The organism is Kothea flammea (genome assembly GCF_052161645.1).
Lineage (GTDB): Bacteria > Planctomycetota > Planctomycetia > Pirellulales > Pirellulaceae > Laterigemmans.
Genome location: NZ_CP197414.1, coordinates 7,231,564 through 7,257,266, shown reverse-complemented (window position 1 = coordinate 7,257,266; position 25,703 = coordinate 7,231,564). Strand labels below are relative to the sequence as shown.

General features: G+C 55.6%; 16 protein-coding genes. 11 read left to right on the top strand and 5 right to left on the bottom strand.

Features of this window, described 5'->3' with window-relative positions; genetic code table 11:
• Positions 1 to 35 precede the first annotated feature (35 nt).
• Positions 36 to 1,511: an SLC13 family permease gene (locus SH139x_RS27120; RefSeq protein WP_488352846.1), complete on the top strand. Its 1,476-nt coding sequence runs from the start codon at positions 36 to 38 to the stop codon at positions 1,509 to 1,511.
• A gap of 68 nt (positions 1,512 to 1,579) precedes the next feature.
• On the opposite strand, the gene SH139x_RS27115 is transcribed toward SH139x_RS27120, so the two are convergent.
• The 3 genes from SH139x_RS27115 to SH139x_RS27105 all read right to left on the bottom strand — a co-directional run bounded on the left by SH139x_RS27115 (position 1,580) and on the right by SH139x_RS27105 (position 3,824).
• Positions 1,580 to 2,245, bottom strand: a complete 666-nt coding sequence (locus SH139x_RS27115) for a TadE/TadG family type IV pilus assembly protein (protein WP_488352845.1) — start codon at positions 2,243 to 2,245, stop codon at positions 1,580 to 1,582.
• Positions 2,246 to 2,307: 62 nt separating this feature from the next.
• A complete protein-coding gene (locus SH139x_RS27110) occupies positions 2,308 to 3,423 on the bottom strand; it encodes a vWA domain-containing protein (RefSeq protein WP_488352844.1) in 1,116 nt (371 codons plus the stop codon).
• Positions 3,420 to 3,824 (bottom strand): TadE/TadG family type IV pilus assembly protein, encoded by a 405-nt coding sequence (locus SH139x_RS27105; RefSeq protein ID WP_488352843.1) that lies wholly within the window; start codon positions 3,822 to 3,824, stop codon positions 3,420 to 3,422. The genes SH139x_RS27110 and SH139x_RS27105 overlap by 4 nt, the downstream gene beginning before the upstream one ends.
• Before the next feature lie 217 nt (positions 3,825 to 4,041).
• Between SH139x_RS27105 and SH139x_RS27100 the strand changes: the two genes are divergently transcribed.
• A complete protein-coding gene (locus SH139x_RS27100; RefSeq protein ID WP_488352842.1) occupies positions 4,042 to 6,021 on the top strand; it encodes an ATP-dependent helicase in 1,980 nt (659 codons plus the stop codon).
• Here SH139x_RS27100 and SH139x_RS27095 read toward each other — a convergent pair.
• The gene (locus SH139x_RS27095; RefSeq protein ID WP_488352841.1) at positions 5,991 to 6,221 is read right to left on the bottom strand and encodes a hypothetical protein; all 231 of its coding nucleotides are present in this window, start codon (positions 6,219 to 6,221) and stop codon (positions 5,991 to 5,993) included. The genes SH139x_RS27100 and SH139x_RS27095 overlap by 31 nt on opposite strands.
• 71 nt (positions 6,222 to 6,292) lie before the next feature.
• The gene (locus SH139x_RS27090; RefSeq protein WP_488352840.1) at positions 6,293 to 7,096 is read right to left on the bottom strand and encodes an ankyrin repeat domain-containing protein; all 804 of its coding nucleotides are present in this window, start codon (positions 7,094 to 7,096) and stop codon (positions 6,293 to 6,295) included.
• Between the two features lie 267 nt (positions 7,097 to 7,363).
• Here SH139x_RS27090 and SH139x_RS27085 point away from each other — a divergent pair, with 267 nt between their 5' ends.
• From SH139x_RS27085 to SH139x_RS27045, 9 genes are all read left to right on the top strand, one after another.
• The gene (locus tag SH139x_RS27085; protein ID WP_488352839.1) at positions 7,364 to 10,513 is read left to right on the top strand and encodes a PVC-type heme-binding CxxCH protein; all 3,150 of its coding nucleotides are present in this window, start codon (positions 7,364 to 7,366) and stop codon (positions 10,511 to 10,513) included.
• Positions 10,510 to 11,961 carry a hypothetical protein gene (locus SH139x_RS27080; RefSeq protein ID WP_488352838.1) on the top strand — a complete coding sequence of 484 codons (1,452 nt, stop codon included), beginning with the start codon at positions 10,510 to 10,512 and terminating at the stop codon, positions 11,959 to 11,961. Before SH139x_RS27085 ends, SH139x_RS27080 begins: the two co-directional genes overlap by 4 nt.
• Positions 11,962 to 12,040: 79 nt before the next feature.
• Entirely contained in the window at positions 12,041 to 14,263 is a 2,223-nt protein-coding gene (locus SH139x_RS27075; protein WP_488352837.1) for an FdhF/YdeP family oxidoreductase, read from the top strand.
• A complete protein-coding gene (locus tag SH139x_RS27070; RefSeq protein ID WP_488352836.1) occupies positions 14,241 to 16,541 on the top strand; it encodes a DUF1549 domain-containing protein in 2,301 nt (766 codons plus the stop codon). Before SH139x_RS27075 ends, SH139x_RS27070 begins: the two co-directional genes overlap by 23 nt.
• Before the next feature lie 58 nt (positions 16,542 to 16,599).
• Positions 16,600 to 18,006, top strand: coding sequence for a DUF1501 domain-containing protein (locus SH139x_RS27065; protein WP_488352835.1), 1,407 nt, complete (start codon positions 16,600 to 16,602; stop codon positions 18,004 to 18,006).
• A 102-nt stretch (positions 18,007 to 18,108) separates the two neighbouring features.
• Positions 18,109 to 20,115 (top strand): c-type cytochrome domain-containing protein, encoded by a 2,007-nt coding sequence (locus tag SH139x_RS27060; RefSeq protein WP_488352834.1) that lies wholly within the window; start codon positions 18,109 to 18,111, stop codon positions 20,113 to 20,115.
• A gap of 243 nt (positions 20,116 to 20,358) precedes the next feature.
• A complete protein-coding gene (locus tag SH139x_RS27055) occupies positions 20,359 to 22,617 on the top strand; it encodes a DUF1549 domain-containing protein (RefSeq protein WP_488352833.1) in 2,259 nt (752 codons plus the stop codon).
• Positions 22,607 to 23,986, top strand: a complete 1,380-nt coding sequence (locus tag SH139x_RS27050; RefSeq protein ID WP_488352832.1) for a DUF1501 domain-containing protein — start codon at positions 22,607 to 22,609, stop codon at positions 23,984 to 23,986. Before SH139x_RS27055 ends, SH139x_RS27050 begins: the two co-directional genes overlap by 11 nt.
• A complete protein-coding gene (locus SH139x_RS27045; RefSeq protein WP_488352831.1) occupies positions 23,986 to 25,626 on the top strand; it encodes a hypothetical protein in 1,641 nt (546 codons plus the stop codon). The genes SH139x_RS27050 and SH139x_RS27045 overlap by 1 nt, the downstream gene beginning before the upstream one ends.
• Positions 25,627 to 25,703: the final 77 nt, after the last annotated feature.

Genomic DNA, 25,703 nt, shown 5'->3' with positions numbered 1-25,703 from the left:
GCGGTTCATCTCGTGTTCTTTTTGCTCGCCTGCCAATGTCGTCCGCACGAAGTAGATATGGATTTATCCTCAGCGGCATCTTTTTCGGATGCTTGCTGTGGGCTCTCTGTGCCTACTGGGATTTGCCACCGGCCGCCTGTTGGTGTGCTTTCACCGCCGGAGTGTGCGCCACGTGGTGGGTCACGGAGGCCTTGCCGCTGCCGGCGACCGGTTTGGTGCCGTTCGTCGTTTTTCCCTTAACCGGAGTCATGGATCAAACACAGGTCGCGCAAGGTTACGGCCATCGCGCGATTCTGTTGTTGATGGGCGGATTTTTTCTCTCCGCCGCGATGGAGCGGAGTGGCGTTCACCGGCGAATCGCTTTGGGTTTGGTAAACCTCGTCGGCGGTGACAGTGGCCCGCGGTTGGTGATGGGCTTCATGCTGGCAACCGGACTGCTCAGCATGTGGGTCAGCAACACGGCCACAACTTTGATGATGTTGCCGATCGCGCTCGCCGTTTTGCAACAGGCGAGTACTCCCGGGCTGCGAGTCGCGTTATTGCTGGGGATCGCTTATTCGGCCAGCATCGGTGGGATGGCCACGCCGGTGGGAACTCCTCCGAATGTGTTGTTCATCGCGGCCTACAGTCAACAAACTAATCAAAGCATGGGGTTCATGGAATGGGGCCGTGTTTCCTTGCCCATCGTCTGTGTCTTGCTACCGACGGTCTGGTTTGTGTTGACCCGCGGGTTGAAGCTTCGTGAACCGATTACAATGCCTACCGTCGGCGTTTGGCGGACCAGCGAGATTCGTGTCTTAATTGTTTTTGTGCTCACCGCGCTAGCTTGGGTCTTTCGCACTGCACCCGCTGGCGGTTGGGTCACTTGGATTGGCGCGGTCGACTCCGCTGGTAAACCACTGGCCGGGGATTCAACGGTGGCCTTGGCGTCAGCGCTCGCCTTGTTCTTGATCCCTGCTGGAGACTCGACCGCTAGCGATAACGACTCGAGTGTTGATCAGGATCGGATTGCAGTACCGCCACCCCGGCAATACCGCGGACTGCTTGACTGGGAAACCGCCAAACATATTCCTTGGGGTATCTTGTTGTTGTTCGGCGGCGGTCTGGCACTTGCTTCCGGTTTCCAGTCCAGTGGTTTAAGCGATCAAATTGGCCAGACCATGGGCGGGCTCAGCGACCTGCATCCATTGTTGATTGTCTTTGTGGTTTGTCTGCTGGTTAATTTCCTTACGGAGCTGACCAGCAGCACCGCCACTACTGCCTTGCTGCTACCAATCTTGGCCGAAACGGCCAGAGCTGCCGAGTTGCCACTCGCCATGATCATGATACCGGGCACGATTGCCGCCAGTTGTGCTTTCATGCTGCCCGTTGCCACCGCCCCTAACACGATTGTGTTCGGAGCCGGTGGCTTATCGACCATTGATATGGCTCGCCGAGGTTGGGCGCTGAATATTTGGTCCACCATTGTGATCAGTTTGGTGAGCTGGTGGTTGCTGGGCGCAGCGCCCTAGCTCACCGAGTCAGCCGCAGACCGCAGCCTGCAGAGCCGGCTTGAAGATCAATTTTGCACCCCGCTGGATCACAGCATGGGAGGTGGTGGCGGCGGCGGTGGCGGCGGCGGCGGTGGTGGCGGTGGTGGCGGTGGTGGCGGTGGTGGATCTTCCGGCGGTGGTGGATCTTCCGGCGGTGGCGGTGGTGGATCTTCCGGCGGTGGCGGTGGAGGGTTTTCTGGTGGTGGGGGGGGAGGCGGCGGTGGTGGCGGTGGTGGCTCAGGCAGACCTTGTATTTGCACCAGGGGCGACCGTTCGGTTAGTAGAGTAATGTCACTTCGCAAAACCGCTTCGCCCATAAAGCGTGGCAGCACCCAGCTGTTTTGCGTGATCGGGACTTCAACTTCAACACGCACGCTGGTGGTTTGTTCCAAAATCGGATTGGGCGAAACGGTGATTTGAGCGAACTGGATGCCGGCTCGGTCCAAGAGATCTCGCGCGGCCGCTTCTGCCTCGGCAACCGTGGCCCCGGGGACAATGGCGTGGCGAGCTCCTTCATAGGCACTGTTGTCAGCTGAATGTCTGAGCATACTGACGCGAGAAAACTCAAAAGCAGTCATCACAAACAGCACGAGGATTGCGATGGTTAAGGAGAATTCAACGGTTGTTGCACCGCGACGAGCCACGCCTCGCTGGCCTTCCCACGCGGTTCCCAAGCAACGTACAGGCGGAACGGTTTGCATTGCCTTTTTCATAGTTCTACCAATCACCTAATGCTTCACGCTTTATGTATTCAACATCTAAAATCACTACGTTATCATCGAGTCAGCAACGTAGGCAATTGACGGGCAATGTCTTCAAAGGCGGCGGAAAGTTGCTCCGCTGTGCTGGCGTGATAATGGCTACCGCCACCCTTGTTGGCCACGTCGAGCATCAGGGTGTGATCGGCTTCGTTCGAGAAAGTCACTGAGAAGACCATTACACCTTGCTTGGCGGCGTATTTCGCTGCCCACCTCGGATCGGCTCCCGTGTTGTGAATACCATCGGTCATTACGATGGCAACTTTGTTCGCCCAAGGACGTGTCGTCCCCGCATGCCCAAGGCTCCATAGCGCCGTGTAAATTCCATCGCCAATGTTGGTGCCACCAGCGTGAAAGGCGTAAGAGTAATTGTTAAGGCTACTCAGAATGGAGTCGTAGTCAGTGGTGGCCAACAAGTCGACGTAGGGATCGTGATGATAGGTGATCAAAGATACGCGTTCCGAGTGGGGCGTGGCCTGCATTTCGCCTAAAAATACTTGCACGGCGGCGATTGTATCGAGCCATCGGGCTTGCGGAGGAACCGGATCACCGAAATCCCAGCCAGCTGGCGCGGCGGCAGGCACGGGAGGGTACGCGGCGACTTCATTCGCCGCATAAGCCATCGACCCGGAACGGTCAATGATCAACGCAATGTCCAGCTCGACTTGGGTGCTGATCGCCGAACGAATCGGAGCAATGGTTAACGTGGGGCCAATCGAACCAAATAACCGTTGGACACCTTGGCTGGCAAAGCCGTTGCTGGTAATCCTAACCGAATTCGCGTTACCCCCTGACGAAAAATTGTATCGCGAAAACAGCGAGTCTCGCTGAGCAACGCCGAATTCTAAGTCCCCGAAGTTCAACGGAAAGGCTTCTCCACCCACCGTGTTCCGCTGGGCTAACTGCTGGGCCACTCCGAACGCTTGCTGCACATCTCCCGTGCGTGCAAAGACGCGTCCCGCGGCCCGGGCTGACACGTCAGTGGCAATTTGAGCCTCCGTTCGAATCAACTGAATGTAAGAAACGTTAATCGCCAATGCTGATAACAAAAACAGAATTGGCAAGAGCACAACGATCAGTACCATCATTGCGCCATGACGACGATTTGCGATGCCTTTTTGATTCTCAATCATTCCGCCATTACCTCAACAGATTCTGTAAATTGACGATCATCGTAGAACCAGCCGCCAATCAATGAATTGGGGGTGCAGGGGGCTGAGACCGAGACGCGAAAGAAATCCCCAGGTTGCAAACTTCTCGGATCAGCCCGTGCTAACGTCACGCCGTAGTCGGCAATATCCCTGTTTACCAAGATTAAGTCGCTTTGCGCAAGCACGTTGGTGGGATCAGCACCTGGAACGATACCCACACGGGCCCCCTCGTACGCGGCGATCTTCAAGCTTTGCTTGAGATAGATCATCGCGCATGCTTCGATCGTGGCCAGCGAGATTAAAACCAGCAGCGGTAAGCAGACAGCCAATTCCACCACCGCTGCGCCTGACCGCTGTTCACGCTTTCGATTTTGCTGCATCATTCGCAATCCGCTTTTTGCTACTTCATCGAGATTTCAATCGATTTGTCTCGAGCCACAGGCGAACCCGCCAAATAGGGACCCGCCAATGGAAGTGAGCTCACCAATCAAGCACTTGCAAAAAGCGACTGGACCTGAAACCAATTTTCTGATCACTTTTAGCCAACCACTCACTTTCAACTCACTTCTCGTCGTCACTTCACGGAACGAACCCCCTTCAATGACTGGACTTAATCCCTTCCAGCAAGCCGCGGTAGATACCCTGAAGGGTCCGCTTCTCGTGCTAGCCGGTGCAGGTTCAGGCAAGACCCGAGTCGTTACGTTCCGTATCGCTAACCTAATCCGCCACGGCACCGCCGCGGATCGCATTTTGGCGGTTACCTTTACCAACAAAGCGGCCGGCGAAATGCAGGAACGCATCGCCGCCCTCATCGGCAAAGGGGGCCGTTTTCGCAAGGGACAAGCCAAGCCGGTGATTGGCACGTTTCACTCTCAGTGTGTCGGCATTTTACGTCGGCACGCGCCTAAAATGGGGTATCCGGCGGCGTTTGCGATCTACGATCGGGGCGATCAGGAATCGATGGCCCGCAGTGTTTTGCGGCAGCTGAAACTGGGGAATCAAGCTCTGCGGCCAGGAGATTTGTTGGCGATTCTCGGTGGCTGGAAAAATCAATCGATTGGCCCCGAAGAAGCGTGGTCGGCTGCTCGTACCGACAAAGAACACCTTGCCGCGGCCGCCTACCGCCGCTACCAAGAGGGATTATTGGCCTGCGGAGCGATGGATTTCGACGACTTGCTGTTGAATACTGAGCGTCTTTTTGCCCAACACGCCGACGTCCGCGAGCAGGAAAGCGGTCGCTTTGATCATATTCTTGTCGACGAATATCAAGACACCAACGGCAGCCAATACCGGATTATTCGCGCCCTGGCCGATCCGCATCGCAACCTCTGCGTCGTGGGTGATGACGATCAATCAATTTATGGCTGGAGAGGTGCCGATGTGACGCACATCCTAAATTTCAGCAAAGATTGGCCCGACGCCAAAGTGGTTCGGCTGGAACACAATTATCGTAGCGTGGGATCGATCCTCAACATGGCGAACACGCTGATTCAATACAACAAGAATCGGCACGATAAAAAATTGATTGCCGCACGACCGGAAGGGACGCGACCGAGAATCCAACAGATGAAAGATGAGACTGAGGAGGCTAAGGAGGTAACTGGCGAAATCGCTCGCCTGCTATCTCGCAAAACTTATGAACCTCGCGACGTGGCTATCCTCTTTCGCACCAAAGAACAGCCACGGCTCTTCGAAGTCGAATTAAGAAAAGCCAAAGTTCCCTACGTGCTGTTGGGGAGTCAGTCATTTTACGATCGACGTGAAGTGCGTGACATCATGGCTTATCTAAAGTGGATTGACCAACCTGATGATGAGATCTCATTGCTGCGGATCATCAACACTCCGCCCCGAGGTCTCGGTACGAAGACAGTCCAGCAACTGGTCCAACGTGCTGTCAGCAGCGGTCGCAGCGCTTGGGCTGTCTGTTGCGATGCGGCTGCGGTCCAAGATTTGCCCCCCGCGGCCCGCCGCGGAATTGATGATCTGCGGATGCTGATGTCCGACGTCCAGCTTAAAGCCAAGTCGGAGTCAGTGGCGGCGGCGACGCGAACTCTGCTGGAACGCACTGCTTACATGGATGAGCTGCGACGTCTCTACGACGATGACGCCGAACGCGAAGCTCGCGGCAATTCGCTGCAAGAAGTCGTCAACTCCGTTGCCGCCTACGAGGATCGAGCTGACGAAGCCTCGCTGGCCGGTTTTCTCACCGAAACTGCGCTTGCTGGTCGTGAAATGGGCAGCGAAAAAGATAAGGCAGCAGCCCAAAATGCGGTTTGGCTGTTAACGCTGCATGCTGCCAAAGGGCTGGAGTTTCCCATCGTTTACATGGTGGGTATGGAAGAGGGCATCCTCCCGCACCATCGCAGCGTAGCCGGTGAGGATGAACAAATTGATGAGGAGCGTCGACTGTGCTATGTCGGGATCACGCGCGCTCAAGAAACATTGACGTTGTCAATGTGCTTGTCGAGACGCAAGTGGGGAAAATTGCGCCCCACCAACCCCAGCCGTTTCCTCTATGAGATTACCGGCAAAGCCGATAACCCAAACCGCTATCGCAAACGCGGTAATCGACCGGTTTGAAACAAGCGAACGCCGATCAAACAACCAATCGCTAGTCCAGCCCACATCAATAGATGCAGCGGCTCGGTGACATAATGGCTGGCCACCCCCTGGTGTTCCGCAGCGCCGTGCCCCGGGTGAGCGATCGCTCCCGTGCCACTTCCGCCGACCATTGTCAGTGTCAACAGCGTCGTCATTATGCCAAAGTACGATGTTCGCATCAGGGCCACTTGCCTAATAAAGAGTGTGAAAGAAACGTAAAGGAAAATCTAATGATTCGCAAGGAAAAACCTTATGGTTCGGGTGTTGATGTGCGCAACATCTTTACCACTTCGCTGTGTCCACGTTGGATAGCAAAAGCTTCAGCCGTGTCACCATCGATATCTTTGATTTGACGATCGGCGCCCGCCGACAGTAATTCACCCACCACCGCGGCATGCCCTTCTCCCGCCGCAAACATCAGCGCGGTCCAGCCTTCAACCTTGTCCGTGGCGTTAACCTCGCTGCCGGCTGCCAATAGCATCTGCACGACTGCGAGATTGTCGATGGTCGCTGCGTACATCAGGGCCGAACGACCTTCCGTGTCTCGCAATCGTGGATCGGCCGATTGGTCCAGCAAGGTGCGAATCACGCGGGTGTGCCCGTTAAAACAGGCCAGCATCAAAGCCGAACGCCCTTCGGTATCGACGGCGTTGACATCCATTCCGCGTTCGATCGCCAGCACCATACGAGGCAAGTTGCCGTCTAAAGCGAGTTGACGAAATTGCTCCGGGGTAATTGTCGGGCCAATTTGTTTTTCGGCATTCCCTCCCGCCGGCTCATTCTCCTGCGGCGCGGCCGACGAGGACTCGTCAGCATCGCTGGACGGGTCGGCTTCTGACCCCACTTCGTCCGCCCCCACTTTGTCCGCTGGTCTGGGCTCGATAGCGGTTGGCTCGGAACCGCAGCCTGATGCCAGCAGCAAAACCAGACCCAATCCGGCGGCGGCCACTGATGGCAGCCATGTGGCCGCGGGCTGTTTATTTTTCACGCGCCGAGCGGTGCGGATGGCTGCCATGGTGCGGATGGCTGATGGATCAGACGAATCGTCAATCATTGCGGGGTCAATAAAGCGAGAGTTGTTGACGCAGGTCACGCCGGGAGTGGAGGCTGCTAGCCAACGAAAAAGTAACTCACGAGGCTGCACTATAGCGACCAAGGGGGAATCTTGCGAATGCAAACACTGACCCGCTCATTGCGTGTAAAATAAGAGGCCAACAGTTTTGGCCAACTGACTGCTTTGCGGCGGCCCGTAGTGTCGTCCTGCCCTACCCACCCGCCTTCATTTCCCATCTCCTCCACTGCCCACCAGTTGTTCGCTGCGATGATGGATTGTTTTTCTCCCCGTAGATGCTGTTTAGCCTGGTTATTGGTCGCCACGACTGGGACTGTTTTCGCCTGGCAGCCTCCCACCGCGGCGGACTCGCCCCCCACGGAGTTGCCTCGTATCGCCCCCCTGTCGCCCCAAGCGGCGTTGGACGCGTTTCAGGTTGCTCCCGGCTATCGAATCGAGTTGGTCGCTGCCGAACCGTTGGTGGTCGACCCGGTTGCCTTTTGTTTTGACGCTGCGGGTCGCTTGATCGTGGTCGAGATGCGCGGTTACAGCGAGCGGCCCGATGACCATGCGGGCCGGGTCAGGCGGTTGAGCGATGCGGACGGTGACGGCCAGTTTGATCATGCTGAAATTATCATCGAAGGGCTCGCTTGGCCAACCGCCGTGGCCTGTATCGATGGTGGTATTTTGGTCGCCGCCGCGCCCGATTTAATTTTTGTACCCGAGGAAAGTACGGGGCAGATCGCCCCGCCCGCGGATGCCCCCTTGGCAGTCGATTTTTCGTCCCGCACCGGCCCGCCGCAAGTTTGGGCTCGTGGGTTTGGAACCTCCAACGTTCAAGGCCTGCTGAATAGCCTCCGCTGGGGTTTAGATTGCCGTTTGCATGGTGCCACCAGCAGCAGCGGAGGACAGCTGATTGGCTTGGGGCACGCCGACCCAGTCCGTTTGGGTCGACGGGATTTTGCCATCGATCCGCTGCGACACCAATTTGGTTTGGTTAGCGGTGGTGGCCAGCATGGAATGATGATCGACCCCTGGGGCGATAAATTTGTCTGCAGCAATAGCGACCATCTTCAACAGGTAATGTTATTGCCGCACCGCGATCAGCGCGCGGAGCGAACCATAGTTAGCCCACCGCTGCGTCGCAGCATCGCCAGCGATGGTCCCCAAGCCGATGTCTATCGCGCCTCGCCCGTCGAGCCTTGGCGGATCCTGCGAACTCACTTGAGGGTCAGCGGACAAGCCACAGGTCCGATCGAGGGTGGTGGCCGCGCGGCAGGTTACTTCACTGGTGCCACTGGCGTTTACGTGTATGACGGAGATCAATGGCCCACCTCAAAGACTCCTCTGGCTCTGATCTCTGATGTTGGCAGCAACCTTATTCATCGCAAACGGCTCAACCAAGATGGCCTTTGGAAAAGTGGTCAACGTATCGACGAAATGAGCGAGTTTATTCGCTCCACCGATATTTGGTTTCGCCCCGTGCAGCTGGGCACCGGACCCGACGGAGCCTTGTACATTGCCGATATGTACCGCGAGGTGATCGAGCACCCGCTGAGCCTACCGCCGCTCATTAAATCACAACTCGATTTGAACTCCGGCAATGATCGTGGACGCATTTGGCGAGTCGTCGCTGAGAAACAATCAGATGCGAAACAGCCATCAAATACCGAACAGCAAGCTTCACAGCGGCAACCTATAAACCTTGGCACCCTCGACGTCGCTGGTTTGATCGACCAGTTAGATCATGCCAACGCGTGGCATCGTCGCACCGCCGCACGTTTGTTGTTAGAGTCGTCACGGCGAGCACGAGTCAGCAAGGGCCCGGCGCTTGCCCGGCTGCGGCAACTCGCTCGCGCTGGACAGTGTCCTGCAGGTCGCTTGCAAGCTTTGGTGGTTCTCCAGCGGCTGGATGAAATGACTCCAACCGAACAACTATTCGACGTCTCAACGGCACTTGCCGCGCTGCGTGACCCCCATCATCGTGTTCGCCAACGCGCGATCGAGTGGACTGCTTCAACACCACAAATTGCTCAACAGATTCCCGCCGACCATTGGCTCAAGTTGGCCAAAGACGAATCACTGTTTGTCCGTTTTCAAATGGCCTACGAGGCTGCCGCGTTGGTGCCAGACTTAGACACGCGGGCTGAGGTCTTGGCAATCATCGCCGCGCAGTCACCTGGCGATGCTTGGGTGCAATGGGCCGTCGAAGGTTCTCTCGGCAGCGCCGCCAACAAGTTCTTGTCAGCTCTCGGCGCGGACGAGAACGTTTGGCAGCAACATCGTCAGCAATGGTTAAATCTTGCTTGTTTCCAAATTGTGCATGCCGACTCAGGAAATCATGTTGCCGATTTGGTAGCTTTGTTACAAGCCACCAGTGATCTTGATTCGGACGAGGATCGGATTCCACTTTCCCGGGAGGCACTGTTGCAGGCTTTGGCGCCTGCTGTCAATCGCCAGCCCGCTGACGGCCCGCTTGCTCCCTTGGCCAATTGGATGGCGGAAGCCTTGATCGCCGAATTGCTGGACGAGGTGGCAGCCGCGCGGGGGCGGACACTCTCGACTGCGGCGGCAACTAGCTTCGCCTCGCGAATGCAGTTGGTTCGCTGGGCAACGTCAACCGCTCTTCAAAAAGAATCGGTTCATAATCTATTAGATCAATGGTTGCAAAGTTCTTACGGTCCGCAAATCCAAATCTTGGCTTTGCAAAACCTCGCTGCCGATACGCTTCCACAGATTTCTCTAATCATCGATCGCCTACCGCAACTGACGCCGACCGTCCAAGCAGCCGCCCTTGGTCGCTTAGCGGCAAATAAGGCGGGTCTTACCGCTCTCGCCGCGGCAATTACCGACTCTCAAGTCGCTCCCCAAAGTATTCCCGCTGATGTTGAAGAACGACTTTGGAAATTCCTCCAGTTCAAACTTCCCGCTTCGACGAGTGCTGGTCCAAAATCGTCTGCAGCCGGCGACTTTGCGGCTACCTTTGACGCCTACCGGGAAGGGCTGGCTGGAGAGATTGATAAAGAAGTCGGGCGTAGGGTTTTTCGGCGAGTCTGCTCCGCCTGTCATCGTGTTGGTGAAGTGGGGAATCAAGTGGGGCCTGAGTTAAAATCGCTCGTCGACAAGTCTGCCGAGCAAATTTTGATTTCAATTATCGATCCCAACCGCGAAGTCGATCCGCGCTACCGGATGGTGCAAATTGAAACCATGGACGGCCGGCTGCTGGCTGGCATCCTGGAGCAGGAAACGGAAAGCGATCTCACCCTTGTCGATAACCAAGGAAAACCTCATCGGGTTGCTCGGGATGAGATCGAGCAACTGCAAACTCGCAATCAATCGCTCATGCCCACAGGCCTGGATCGCGAAATTACCGTCGATCAAATGAGACACCTGATCGGTTTACTAAAGGATCCATCATGACCAAGACAAAGCGTTGGCAGCCCCCAGTGGATTGCCACTCCAGTAACATGCCAGTCGCCTCGCGAAAGGTGTTTGTGGGAACCAACTTGACCTGGGGCATGCTTGTCGGCATGTTCCTCGCTGTGTTGCTTTCACCGTTTAGCTCCTCCGCAGTCGCTGATGATTTGCAGATAGCCACATTTGAGTTTGACGCGTCGCCACCGATCGGCGGGCCGTTGGCTTATGATCCTTGCGTGGCCATCACCGATCCACTTTCGTTGCGCGGGGTGATTTTCATTGGTGCGGGGGAGCCGATTGTACTAGCGGTTGTCGATTGGCTGGGCGTGGCGAACGAAGCTCACCAGGCATGGCGTAAACAGCTCGCCGCCGCCGTGGGAACTCGGCCGGAACGGGTGGCCCTACACGCAGTTCATCAACACGACGCGCCCCGTTGCGACCTCTCTGCGGCCAGTTTATTGGCGCAGTATGCTCCGCAAGACCAACCTTATGATGTGCCTTGGATCCGCGACGTGATTGCCAAGAGCAGCATGGCCGCACGCGAGTCATTATCACGAGCGCGCCCCGTCAACGGTGTCGCTATGGCTGCTGCGGAAGTTCGCGAAGTGGCATCAAACCGTCGCCTGCTCGGTCCTGATGGTCGCGTCGCGGCAACACGTTACACGGCTTGCGCCGATCCGAAGCTGCGTGCTCTGCCGACCGGCACGGTCGATCCCCTGCTCCGCACGTTGGCTTTCTACCAAGACCAAGAGCCGATAGTTGTCTTGACCTACTTTGCTACGCATCCGCAAAGTTATTATCGTACCGGAGAGGCGAATCCAGACTTCGTCGGTTACGCACGCAACGCCAGGCAAGCGACCACCGGAATACCTCACGTTCACTTCAACGGAGCGGGGGGGAATGTCGGGGCAGGCAAATGGAACGATGGCAACCGCCAAAATCGCCAAGTGCTGGCCAATAAAGTAACTGCTGCCATGCAGATTGCATTCAGTGAACTCCAGCCCCAGCCTTTGACTGCGGATGATATTGGTTGGCGATCCATTTCCGTCGCCTTGCCGCTCGGCGAGCACTTGGATGAAGGGCAGTTAGTCGGCACACTCACGGTAGCCGAATCGAATCCCACGGAGCGTCTAACGGCCGCCAAGCATTTGGCTTGGTTGCGGCGCACACGCGGCGGAGAGAAAATTGATCTGCAGTGCTTGCGAGTCGGTCGGGCGCGCGTGCTGCATATGCCTGGAGAGCTATTTGTCGAATATCAGTTACGAGCCGCCGCCATGCGTCCCGATCTGTTTGTCGCCATGGCGGCATACGGAGAATATGGTCCTGGATACATTGGCACTCAAGTCGCCTATGCTCAAGGCGGTTATGAGACCAGCGGACGCGCGTCCCGCGTGGGTGCCGGCAGTGAAGCGGTGTTGATCGAGGCAATTGGTGAATTGTTGCGAGATTAAACGACGATTGGAAAACGAATGTCGTCTTTCGCTCCGCGAAAGCAGTGTTGGCTAGGATGGGAAGTTTGAAAGGAAAACAATGCAAGTAAAAAGCGGCGGCGGCTTTCGCGCGATTCTTTATTCACTCAAGAAAGCTCGTGAGGTTGGTGGACCTCTCAAGTTATACAAAGCCATGCGTTCCAAGAACGCCTGTAAGACTTGCGCCCTCGGCATGGGGGGCCAGCAAGGTGGCATGGTGAATGAAGCAGGCGGCTTTCCCGAAGTCTGCAAGAAAAGTATGCAGGCCATGGTTGCCGATATGCAGCCGGCTGTGCCCGCCACTTTCTGGGCCGAAAATTCCATCGCCGACCTGCAACGTTTCACCCCTCGACAGTTGGAGCACTCCGGGCGGCTGATTCAACCGGTGATCTGGGAGGCGGGAACAAGTCATTATCGACCACTGACTTGGGCCAGCGCCTTTGATCGAATCGCCAAGCAATTTAAGGCCATTTCTCCCGATGAATCGTTTTGGTACTTCTCGGGACGCAGCAGCAATGAAGCAGGGTTTCTGCTGCAATTACTAGCTCGCGTTTATGGTACCAACAATGTCAATAACTGCAGCTTCTATTGCCATCAAGCCAGTGGTGTTGGCTTGCAGTCCACCGTCGGCAGTGGCACCGCCACGATCCAGCTTGAAGACCTTGAAAAAGCTGACCTCGTCTTTCTGATTGGTGGAAACCCCGCCAGTAACCACCCCCGCTTAATGACCAGCTTGATGCATGTGCGCCGCCGCGGTGGCAAGGTGGTGGTCATCAACCCGGTACGGGAAACGGGCTTGGTGAAATTTCGCATTCCTAGCGATCCCATATCACTCTTTTTTGGCACCAAGATCGCCACACATTATGTGATGCCGCACATCGGTGGCGATCTGGCGTTGCTGTGGGGGATCGCCAAAGCCGTGCTCGAACAAGGCACTGCTGACGATAGTTTCTTGGCGAATCACTGTCGCGATAGCCAAACCTGGGAGGCCGCTGTCCGTGCGCTCAGCTGGCAGGAGATAACAGCGAAATCGGGAGTGGAACGCGAGCAGATTGAGGAGATCGCCGCTCTTTATGGTCAAGCAAAAAATGTTGTCTTCTCTTGGACGATGGGAATCACCCACCATGCGCACGGCGTCAATAACGTGCAAGCGATTGCCAATCTGGCAATGGCTCGCGGTAAAGTCGGCAGCCCCGGCAGTGGGCTGATGCCAATTCGTGGCCATAGCAACGTGCAAGGTATTGGCTCGGTCGGTGTAACTCCGAAACTCAAACAACAAATCTTTGACGCCCTGACTGAGCAGTTTGGTCTCACTCTGCCGACCACGCCCGGACGCGACACGCTCGACTGTATGGAAGCCGCCGCCCGTGGTGAATTAAAGGCTGCGTTCTGTTTGGGAGGAAACCTTTATGGTAGCAATCCCGATGCTAAGTTCGCCGCCAAGTCGCTGAGTAATCTTGATCTAAATGTGATGCTCAATACGACGCTCAATACGGGGCACGCCCATGGGTTAGCCAAAACAACGATCATTCTGCCAGTGCTGGCCCGTGATGAAGAACCTCAAAGCACCACCCAGGAGTCAATGTTCAATTTCGTTCGCCTCAGTGATGGGGGGCCTCGGCGTTTGCCAGGTCCGCGCAGCGAAATTCAGGTGATTGCCGAAGTTGGCAAGCGATTGATCGGCGATCGCGATGGCATTGATTGGAAAGCAATGGAAGAGGCTTCCACGATCAGGCAATGGATCGCTCGCGTCGTTCCCGGCTTCGGAAAGATTGCCGACATCGGTGAAACGAAAGCCGAGTTTCATATTGATGGACGGACCTTTCACGTTCCCCAATTCCCCACCGAAGATGGGCGAGCCATTATGCACGTTCATGAACTCCCCGAGTTGCAAGGAGTTGGGGAACAAGAATTGCGTCTCATGACCGTCCGCAGCGAAGGCCAGTTTAACACGGTTGTTTATGAAGAGAATGATCTGTACCGCAATCAATATCGACGCGACATCATCATGCTGCACCCGGACGACCTGCGTCGCTTTGGAATTAGCCCCGACCAGTGTGTCACGATTCGCAGCGATACCGGCGAAATGAAAGGCATCATCGCCCGCAGCTACCCAGACATTCGCCCCGGAAACGCCATGATGTATTATCCCGAAGCGAATGAACTCGTCTCGCGTCACGCCGATCCCAAAAGTAAGACACCAGCCTTTAAATGCGTAATCATTCAATTGATCGCTGAGGATTCATCGAGGAGTGATCGCCATGCCCAAGCCATCCATGTCTAGCAGTTTGACCCCTCTCAGCCCGCACGCGGCGTTTGTCAAACTGGTGTTGATCGCCGCGATGTTCTCAGCACTGCCCGCTGACCGCCAGTTGGAGTGGGGAGCCGGGTTAGCGTCCGCTGGGGAGTCAGGCCAAGTAGAAGTTACCTTTAAACGTGATGTGATGGCCGTCTTATCCAAGGCCGGCTGTAACGCGGGAACTTGCCATGGCAACGTCAATGGAAAAGGAGGTTTTTTTCTATCATTGCGTGGGCAGGACCCCAGTTACGACTATCGCCAGTTAGTTCGCTCGGCGGCGGGCAGACGCGTAGATCCCATGGTGCCTGCTCAGAGTCTGGCTTTGCTGAAAGCAACCGCCGAAGTGGCCCACCAGGGCGGCAAACGCTTTTCTCGGGACTCACCCGAATATGAGATCCTCTTCAGTTGGATCGAACAAGGATTGGCCGCACCCGAATCGCAAGCCCCGGTCGTGACCCGTTTGGAAGTAACACCCGCTGATCAAGTGCTTTGGGCCCCGCAACGCGAAGTCCAACTGACGACGATCGCTCATTTCTCCGACGGCTCAGCACGTGACGTCACTCGTTTGGCTGTTTACGAATCGAGTGATCCGTTGGTCGAAATCACGCCCACGGGGATCGTCCAGTTTGATCAGCCGACTTTGGTGACTCTGTTGGTTCGCTATCTCGACGGTCAATTCCCCGTTCGCTTGGCTTATCGCCCGGTGCCTCAGCAGTTCACCTGGCAGACACCAGCAGTTAACAACTTTATCGACGAATTGGTCTTTGCCCGTCTTCAGCAATTGCAAATTAATCCAGCCCCCCTCGCCACGGATCAAGTCTTCCTGCGACGGATTTACCTCGATCTGTTGGGCGTCCTTCCCACAGCCGAAGAGGCGCACAGCTTCGTGCTTGATCAAGCATTCGATAAGCGTGAGAAGTTGGTTGAGTCATTACTATCGCGTCCCGAATTTGCCACCATGTGGGCGCTCAAGTGGTCGGATATCATTCGGAACGAAGAGAAGACCCTCGACGCCTTGGGGGTGGAGAAATTGCACGCCTGGATTCGTGATTCAATTGCCGCAGACCGACCATTGAATCAGTTCGCCCGCGAACTGATCGCTTCCCGCGGCAGCACCTATGACAATCCGCCGGCAAATTACTGGCGTGCCCATCGCGATCCCTTTACGCGTTCGGAAACCACGGCGCAAGTCTTTCTTGGAGTTCGTTTGCAATGTGCAAAATGCCATAATCATCCCTTCGATCACTGGTCCCAAGACGAATATTATCAGTGGGCCAGCTTGTTTAATGGCATCGAATACGAAATTGTTGATAACAAGAGACGGGATAATCTGGATAAGCATGAATTTGTTGGCGAACAGATGGTGCAAGTCAAATCGGCCGAACCCGTTAACAATGTCCGCACTGGCCAGCCCGCAAATGCCAAACTTCTCGGTAGCGATGAGGCGATTGGCGATGATCAACTGCAGCACTTGGCCGATTGGTTAGCCTCTCCTGAAAACCGCATGTTCGCCACCGCGCAAACCAATCGCATCTGGTACCACCTGATGGGTGCCGGTCTTGTCGAACCGGTCGACGATCTGAGGTTAACCAACCCCGCATCACACCCTGAATTGCTGCGCCGCTTAACCGATGAATTGATCGAGCACGACTTCAGCCTCAAACATCTCGTGCGGCTGATCGTCAATTCCCGCACCTACCAACTCGGATCCGAATTGGACCCGGCCGAGGTGGCTCCGCACCAGTATCACGAACGTCTGTTTGCTCGTGCCGTGGTCCGCCGATTGACGGCTGAACAGATTTTGGACATTCAATCGCAAGTGCTGGGGTTACCAGCCAGTTTCGAGGGTTACGATCCTGGCACCCGCGCTGGTCAAATCGCCGGTGTGGAGCGGGTGCGTCGCAAGTTGGCCGATGGTGATGTTTTTTTAAGGCAGTTCGGTAAACCCGAGCGGTTGCTCGCTTGTGAATGCGAACGCAGTAATGAAGCGACTCTCGGCCAAGCGCTCAGCTTGATTGGCGGTGAGAGTTTACATCGTCGCCTGATCCAGACCGACAATCGTCTGGGAGAACTTCTCGCTGCATCTGACGATATCCCAGAGATTATTGAAACCCTGTTTTGGACAGCCTTGACCCGCGCGCCGACAGAGCAGGAGTTAACTTCGACATTGAGCCTAATTGAACAGCACGGCGACCCCAGAGCCGTGTTGGAAGATTTAGTCTGGGCATTACTAAACGCCAAAGAGTTGATCTTTCGCAATTGAGGCTTCTGCGGTTCTATCGCATCTCAACTTCCACCAAGAGAATCCCACCAAAAATACCATGCCCGCCCCATCATCCGCCTGTAATAACTTTCGCTCACTCCAGCTTTCCCGCCGCACCCTGCTTAGCATCGGCGGCATGGGTATGCTGGGTATAAATATGCCGACATTGCTCCGAGCGGGTGAGAGTCGCAGCGGTCAAGACGATCCGCTCCCCGTGCGAGCCAAGCGGGTAATCTTCTTGTTCCAGTGGGGCGGACCCAGCCATCTCGATACCTTCGACATGAAGCCCGCGGCGCCGGCTGAAATTCGCGGACCGCTGAAGCCGATCTCCAGCGTGATTCCGGGCTTGCCGGTTTGCGAACATTTTCCTGAGATGGCCAAGCGAATGGATCGTGTCACCTTGATCCGCAGCATGACCCACACCATGAAAAATCATAACTCGGCCGGCTATTACGCGCTCACCGGACAAGCACCTCCAAGCGACGATCAACGTCTGCGAGATTCGCTTGACCTCTGGCCGGCGTACGGTTCCGTGGTGGATGCCCTAGCACCTAACCGTGGCGAGCTGCCCACCTTTGTCTCATATCCCTATACCATCTCCGATGGTTCTGTCACGCCAGGCCAGCACGCCAGCTTTCTCGGCAAACGGCACGATCCTTTTTTCTTCAAGGAAGATCCAAATGCGGACAATTTTCGCTTGCCCGAATTGAGCCTACCCAGCGATCTTGATTTGGGGCGGATGCAGCGACGCCGTCAGTTACAGCAACTCGTCGACCAACAAGCCAAGCTGCTTGACCTTTCGTTGGAAGCACGCGGGTTCGATGATTACTACCAAAAAGCGATTTCCATGCTCACCTCCGAGAGCGTGCGTTCTGCTTTTGACTTGGAAAGCGAACCGCAATCGCTGCGTGATCGTTACGGACGCACGACCTATGGGCAGGGCTGTTTGCTGGCGCGGCGATTGGTGGAAGCGGGCGTCAAGTTTGTGACGGTTTATTTTTCTCGATCAATTGGCGGTCGCCGTGTGAACGAAGGTGGTTGGGACACTCACGGATTTGACGATACGCGGATGTATCAAATTGTCGATAAGTATCAACATCCAATTACCGATCAAACCCTGCCGACGCTGCTCGACGATCTCGAAGATCGTGGCATGTTGGAAGATACGCTGGTCGTCTGGATGGGAGAGTTTGGCCGCACTCCCAAGATTAATAAAAATATCAGTCGTGATCATTGGCCCCAGTGTTACACGGCGCTGCTCGCTGGCGGGGGAGTAAAACGGGGTTATGTGCACGGTGCTTCGGACGCCGACGGCATGTTCCCAGATAAGCATCCGGTTCGTCCCGAGGACCTGGCCGCCACGATCTACTCGCTAATGGGCATCGACCCGAACACCGAAGTCCGTGATCGTGCGGATCGCCCCTTAGTGATTGCTGGCAAGCCGGTGATGGATGTGTTTGCATGAAATTGATCCGCGACTGATCGCCGCTTTGGCGCTAGCCGCGGTTTCTCGATAGCTTCTGATCAATCATCGGAAAACAATAAACGCTTCACTGCCAGCCTGATTATGTCTCGAATTTTACGATTGATTCTTATCTTCACGGTCGTCGCAGCTTTGCCGCCCACAATCGTGGCTGCGCAAGCGGAATCGGCTCCCTCTGATGTGGCCTCGCTCGATGCTCGCATCGCCGAGCTCAAGCGGGAAGCTGAATCCCTGCTTGAGCAAGCTCGTGAGGTTCGCAAGCGGGCCGCCGATCAAGATCGTCAATGGCAAGGATTGCTGGGTCAAATCGAGAGCATCGCAGACCAACGTCGCCAACTCGAATCGCAACGCCAACAAGTTGCCAAAGCGGAGGCAGTACAGCGGGCTGCTGAGGAGAAGGTGAAGTTGGCTGAACAAGCGTTTGAAGCCGCCAGGAAAGCACTGGAGGAAGCCAAGCAGGCTGCCACCAAAGCTGAAATGGAGACGATCGCGGCCGTTAAGCCAATCGCCGACATGGAAATCAAGTTGACGGAATTAGAACCTCTGCTTGAACCACTCAAGGTTGCTGCCAAACAAGCTGAGGGCGAGGCGTTGACCTTGCAAAAACAATTTTCCAACATGGAAGCGCAAGCAGCTAGCTTAAAACAACAGACAATTGAGCAACGCCAGCAGATTGAGTCCATCTTGAAACAGGCGGGAAGCTGGATCTCTTTCAGCGATCAAATTGCTCCGATCTTTCACGATCGATGTGTGGCTTGCCATAACGCCACTAATCCTCAAGGTCGGTATAGCATGTCAGATTATGCCTCAATACTCTCCGCGGGTGAGTCAGGTCTGGCAATCGATCCGGGAGATGCCGAAGCGTCCCCACTGTATCAATACGTTGTGGATGGCTGGATGCCGTTCGAAGCAGATCCGTTGGAACCACAGCAGCTAACTCTCATTCGCGACTGGATTGAGCAGGGGGCCCGGCTCGATGTGGCGGCAGAGCCTGACTCGCCTTTAATTCGCATCATGCCCCGCATTACGCAACCCGCTCCGCCTCAGCAATATCGAGCTCCGTTGCCAATTACCGCTTTGGCAGTCGATCCCAAGGGCGGTCGCTTGGCCACTTCCGGTTACCATGAAGTTTTGATCTGGGATCTAAAAAGCGGTCAACTTTCGCAGCGGATAGCCAATATCGCACAGCGGGTCTACGGAGTGGCGTTTGATTCGGCGGGTTCTCGCTTGGCCATCGCCAGTGGTACTCCGGGTCAGCTGGGAGAAGTCAAGCTTTTCGACAGCGCAAGCGGCGAATTGATCAACGATTTGTTTATCTCCGCCGACGCTATGTTTGCTGTCGAGTTTTCACCTGATGGGACACGGCTGGCAGCCAGCGGTGCTGAGGGGACGATTGTCATATTCGATTTATCCTCTCCGGCGCGTCCGCAGCATCTTATTGAAGTGCATTCCGACTGGGTCCACAGCATTGCTTGGTCTCCCGATGGCAAGTGGCTGGTCTCCGCCAGTCGCGACAAGACCTCAAAGGTCTTCATTGCGGAAACCGGTGAATTGACACTCACCTTCAACGGCCACCAACAAAATGTTACCGACGCGGTTTTTGCCGCTGACAACCAACATGTGATCAGCGGGGGTGATGATCAACGCTTGCGAATCTGGAACATCAAAAATGGTAAACAACTTAAAGAGATTGCCGACCTGAAAGCTAACGTGGGTGCCCTGCGTCGGCTTAACGAACGACAGCTGATTGTGATGACAACCGCTGGCGGCGTTAGTCTCTATGACGTCGATGAGGGAGAGCGAGTCCAGCACGTGCAGCTGGCATCCGAATGGTTGACCAGCATGGCCGCTACAGGTGACGTTGAGCCGAGTAACGTCGAGCAGGCTAACGTCGAGCAGGGTGCGGCGGGCGAAAGTCCGTCAGCTAGACTCTTCATTGGCGACTTGTCTGGCCGCGTGTTCACTGTCGATTGCCGGGATTGGACCCCTGGAGTGATGTGGACAGCGGTTCCCGGCTCGCAATTCTCCGGGGCAAATGCAGCAGCGGCTGAGGGATCGGAGCCTGACAATTCCGCTCAAAATGGTGAATAGCGGCTCGTGTTCGGCAAAACGCATGGCGACTATTTGTGCACTTCCGTTAGTCCAGATGGGCCGATTTTTGGATTGTCAAACTGGTTGAAAAAGCGATTGGAAAAAGTATTGCCATTTCCGGTCACCAATAGGCTACAATCTGAGTTGCTGTCGGGCAGGTTTTACTCACTTGACCCGACCCAGCGAATTCCCTCCCACCCCCACCTGCCCGCCAGATAGCCGGTCATACAGACCGGATTGCTTATGGCAATCTTACATCTCACCGAATCAAAGCTCAACGCTGGCTTGCGTCAAGGCAAGATGCTGCTTTGCCAAGTCGTTTGCATGGGGCTGTTGTCCCTGTTTATGGTGCCCGTAACCGCTGCGGAACCAGCGGAATTATCTGCCTCGCCACCCAAATTTGAACTCGATATCCTTCCCATTTTGACCGCCAATGGTTGCAACGCGGGAGCTTGTCATGGCAAAAGTCGTGGCCAAAACGGCTTTGCTTTGTCGTTGTTGGGCTTTGACCCCGAATTTGATTACCATGCGATTGTCAGCGCCGGTCGAGGGCGACGCCTATTCCCCGCCGCGCCCGAGTACAGCCTGCTGCTCCGTAAGGGAGCCGCCGAGGTTCCGCATGGTGGCGGCGTGCGATTGCCAGTCGACAGTGACGCCTATGCCACGATGCTCGCCTGGATTCGCGCGGGTGTTCCACGCGTGGATTCCTCCGACCCGACGTTCGAGCGCATTGAGTTAAGCCCGGCACCGCGTCCCTTACATGCTGCCGAAGAAGACACTCTGACCGTGACCGCTTTTTACTCGGATGGTTCGACCCGCGACGTGACGGCGACGAGTTTTTACCAGTCCAGCGAGGCTGCCATCGTCAACGTCGATCCGTCTGGGAAATTGAAAGCGGGCGAGTTGCCAGGGGAGGCGACGATCATGGTTCGCTACATGGGGCAGATCGCGACTTGGAGCACCGCCATTCCTAGCCCGGGTGTAATCGCTGCCGAGCAATACGCCGATTTGCCCAAACAGAATTTCATTGATGAACTTGTCTGGCAAAAATTAAAGCAGTTGAACATTCTGCCCAGCGAACCAATCGACGACACGAAATTTCTGCGACGCGTGCATCTCGATCTAATCGGTAGATTGCCGAACGCGTCCGAGGCAAGACAGTTCTTTGCCGACACTAGCGAGAACAAAAGAGAGCAACTGGTCGATCGCTTGTTACAGCGACCCGAGTATGCCGACTTTTGGGCGAACAAGTGGGCTGACTTGCTGCGACCCAATCCTTATCGCGTTGGTATCAAGGCGACGATCAGTCTCGATGGTTGGCTGCGTGATGTCTTTCGAGACAACTTGCCCTACGATCAGTTTGCCGAACAACTGATAACCGCTAAGGGCAGCACTTGGCGGAACGGCGCGGTGACCGTCTTTCGTGATCGTCGATCGCCCGAAGAAATTACCACGATGTTCAGTCAGCTTTTTCTGGGCGCGCGGTTGGAGTGTGCAAAGTGCCATCAACATCCTTTTGAGGTCTACAGTCAGCGAGATTTTTATAGCTTGGCAGCCTATTTTTCCCGAGTTGGCTACAAGGGCACCGGGCTCTCTCCGCCCATCTCAGGCGGCGAGGAAATTGTTACCGTTGCCGCAAAGGGCAGCGTCAAACATCCGCTAACGGGCGAACTATTAGCTCCGCAACCTCTGTGGGGCGAAGCTCCCGCTGTCACTGCGGAGGACGATCCGCGCGCCTTGTTTGTCGATTGGTTGACCGATCCTGATAACGCTCGTTTTGCTGAAGCGGCCGCTAACCGAATTTGGGGCGAACTGTTTGGAGTTGGAATTGTGGATCCGGTCGATGATTTGCGGGCCACTAATCCGCCCAGCAATCCGGCGTTGCTCGCGGCACTTGGCGAAGAGTTTCGCCGGCTAAACTACGATCAGAAAGCGTTGCTCAAAACGATTACGCTTTCGGCAACCTACTCATTGTCGTCGCTCCCCAATGAGACAAACGCCAATGACCACCGCAACTTCTCTCGCCATTATCGTCGGCTGAGTCGCGCGGAAGTGGTGGCTGACGCGCTGTCTGACGTGTTGGGGATCCCCGATCGTTTCGCCGGTATGCCTCCCGGAGCTCGAGCAACCCAGCTTTGGACGTTCCGCACTAATTCGGAAATTCTTGATGTTTTCGGACGTCCCGACCCCAATCAAGACCCACCCTGTGAACGGTTGCCTGAAGCGACCATGACTCAAGCGTTGCACTTAATGAACGCCCCCAAGATTCACGCCAAGCTAATCAGTGACCAGGGACTGCCGGCACGCTTGGCTGCGAAATCGATATCAGTTTCTGAATTGCTCGACGAACTGTATCTAACCATCTACAGTCGTCTTCCCACGCCGGAAGAACAGCGGCTGTTGGTGCCACTGTTCGAGGGTGATGCGAGTGGGCGAAAATCTGTTCTTGAAGATCTCGTGTGGTCCCTAATAAACTCATCGGAGTTCGTTTATGAAGACTAACGCCCAACGACCGACTTCGTCATGCACTGACGCTGCCCCCTTCGCGGCGCGTCCCGCTTTTCATCGAAGAGGGGCGATAAAGCTCGGTTTGGCTGGGTTGGCCGGCGGTAGTTTTCTCGATCTGCTTGCCTTGCAAGGTCGAGCTGTCGCCGGTCCGCTCAAACAACAAGCAACCAGTTGTATTCTAATTTGGATGGATGGTGGCCCTTCGCATTTTGAAACCTTTGATCCCAAGCCAGAGGCACCCGCCGAAATTCGTGGCGACTTTGGTGCGATCCCCACGAAGATCCCCGGCGTCCAATTCAGTCAACACATGACCAAGCTGGCGCAGTTGGCTGACAAATTTAGCGTGATCCGATCAGTCTGCCATAATCAAGGCAATCATGGAGCCGGTAATCACTATATGATGACCGGCGCGCCTCCACGGATACCCGTTGGCTGCGGAGCATTTGTCAGCTTTCATCCCAGCCTCGGCTCGGTCGCCTGTTATGAACATGCGGCCCCTCACGGCTTGCCGGGTTATTTTTCCATGCCCTCCATGTCGCGTTCGGGCGGTCCCAATTTCTTAGGAGCTAAGTACGCACCGTTTGTGGTTGGCAACGATCCGAATCAGAAGAGCTTTCGAGTGCGGGACGTGGCGCTACCCAACGGACTGGAAGACACCAGATTCGATCGTCGTCGCCAGCTGCGCTCCCTCGTTGACCGCTTACCCAGGATTGAGCAAGCTGCGGCTGCTGACCCAGTGGCCGCTCTCGATGAGTATTATCAACAGGGCTACGATCTAATCACTACACCCGCCGCTCAGCTCGCTTTTGATATTCAAAGTGAGTCGGCTGAGGTGCGTGATAGTTATGGTCGAAATCCCTTCGGACAACGAGCGCTATTAGCTCGCAGGCTGGTCGAAGCGGGAGTTCCTTTCGTTACGGTTTATGATGGCGGTTGGGATCATCATACAGATATTTTTGGCGCCCTCTCCAAACGTCTGCCCAGTTGGGACCAGACGGTGGCCGCCTTGATTTCAGATCTTGATCAACGTGGCCTGCTGGAAACAACGATGGTGATCGCACTTGGTGAGTTTGGTCGCACGCCGAAAATAAGCACGCTTGCCGGACAAACAAAGCCAGGACGTGATCACTGGGCCAACGCAATGTCCATTCTATTCGCTGGTGGGGGCACGCCGGGAGGGCAAGTTATTGGGGCTACCGATCGCCAAGGGCATGCGGCGGTAGAACGTGTTCTCTCGCCGGAAAACTATGTGTCGACTGTTTATCGAAAGTTAGGCATTGATCCAAATCAAATCTATTACACTCCATCGGGAAGGCCCACGCACCTGGTCAGCGACCCCACTCCGATTGCTGAATTGCTCTAATGCCAAAACCCTATATGCTGAGAGCAATTGCCTATGGCGGGCTGCTGGTCTTGCTGCTGGGAGAGTTTGGAAGCCTTTCTGCCGAGCCTCCCACGCTGACTCGTATTTTCCCCGCCGGTGGCCAACGAGGCCAAACCGTTGAAGTCTCCGTGAAAGGAAAATTGGGTGAAGGCTCCGTGGATTTTTGGACCAGCCGTCCGTGGCTCGACTGGCAAGCGACTGAAGCCGCAGACAAATTTCTGGTTGCGATCAAGGCCGATGCAACTCCGGGAGTCGGTTATGTGCGAGCGGTCAACAATCAAGGGGCATCCGACTTGCTCCCCTTTGTGATTGGACACTTGCCGGAGCAAAACGAGCTTGAGCCCAATGACGAACTAACCGCTGCCAACGCGATTCAATCATCCCCGGTGATCATCAACGGCGTGTTGCAAGCGGCTGGCGATGTCGATCATTTTTTGGTGAAAGTGGAGCAGGGCCAAACGTTGGTCGCTAGCCTCGCTGCGGAAACCGACTTGGCCTCACCGGTGGATGCCAGTTTGCGGATCGTCAGTCCCGCGGGGCATTTCTTAGCACAGAATCTCGACCATCGCGGACTCGATCCGCAGCTCGTCTGGACTGCTCCCGAAACGGGCGATGTTCTGGTTCAAGTCTTTGGCTTTCCGGCCGCACCCAACAGCACCATCGCCTTGGCCGGTGGGGACAATTTTCTCTATCGGTTAACCCTCACCACGGGGCCTTTCTTGGAAGGGGTGTTGCCATTGGCGATCTCGGCTGAGCAGCCGACAGCGCTTCAGTTATTAGGTTGGAATATCCCTGCTGAGATCAGCGAAGTAAGACTGCAACCTTCTGACGCCGAAAGTAGCGTCGCCAGAAATAGCGTCGCATTTTTTCAGCCCGGGGTTGCCGGCTTGCACCAACTGCCCGTTGTAGACATTCCCTTGGTCGTCAGGCAGCTATCCCCGACCACTGAGTCGCCTGGGAGCATGTCAATTGAGTTACCAGCATTGATAGCAGGCAATCTTTCTGCTGAAAACCAGCGGGATATCTATGAGTTTGATGCAACCAAAGGCGCTGTCTGGGAATTTAAGGTAGAGAGCCGCCAACTTGGCTACCCACTTGATGCTGTTCTGGAAATCGTTGATATAGCAAGTGGTAAGCAATTGCTCCGCGTGGACGATACTGCTCGTCAACCGGACCCAGCCGGCAAATGGACGGTGCCCGCGGATGGACGTTATCGAGTCATCCTCGCGGATGTGAATGGGCTCGCCAACACGTATGCGCTATATCGACTAACCATCTCGCCACCACTGGTCGATTTTCGTTTGCAAACAACCGCAGATCGTTATGTTGGTAAAGTTGGTGAGGCGTTAGAAATTGCGGTGAAGACCGAGCGGCTTGGGGGTTACGCTGAGACAATTGATTTTGTCATTGAGGATCCACCTGCGGGACTCACCATGGAAGCGGTCACGTCGGCCCCTGGGGGTGAAACCGCCAAAGAAGTCAAACTTCGGCTAACCGCTTCTGGGCCTCTGAATCAGCCAGTCCGCATTTTGGGCCGCAGCCAATCCGCCCCGGACGCAACTCGACCGGTTCGCAACGGGCCAATGCAGATCGACCAGTTATGGATAACGATTCAGTAAGCGAATGCTGGAGTTGTCTGTTGCCACGAAGCCGTTCGCGGGGGCCCCTTTTCCACCTCTTCTTTTCAGGACAGCCG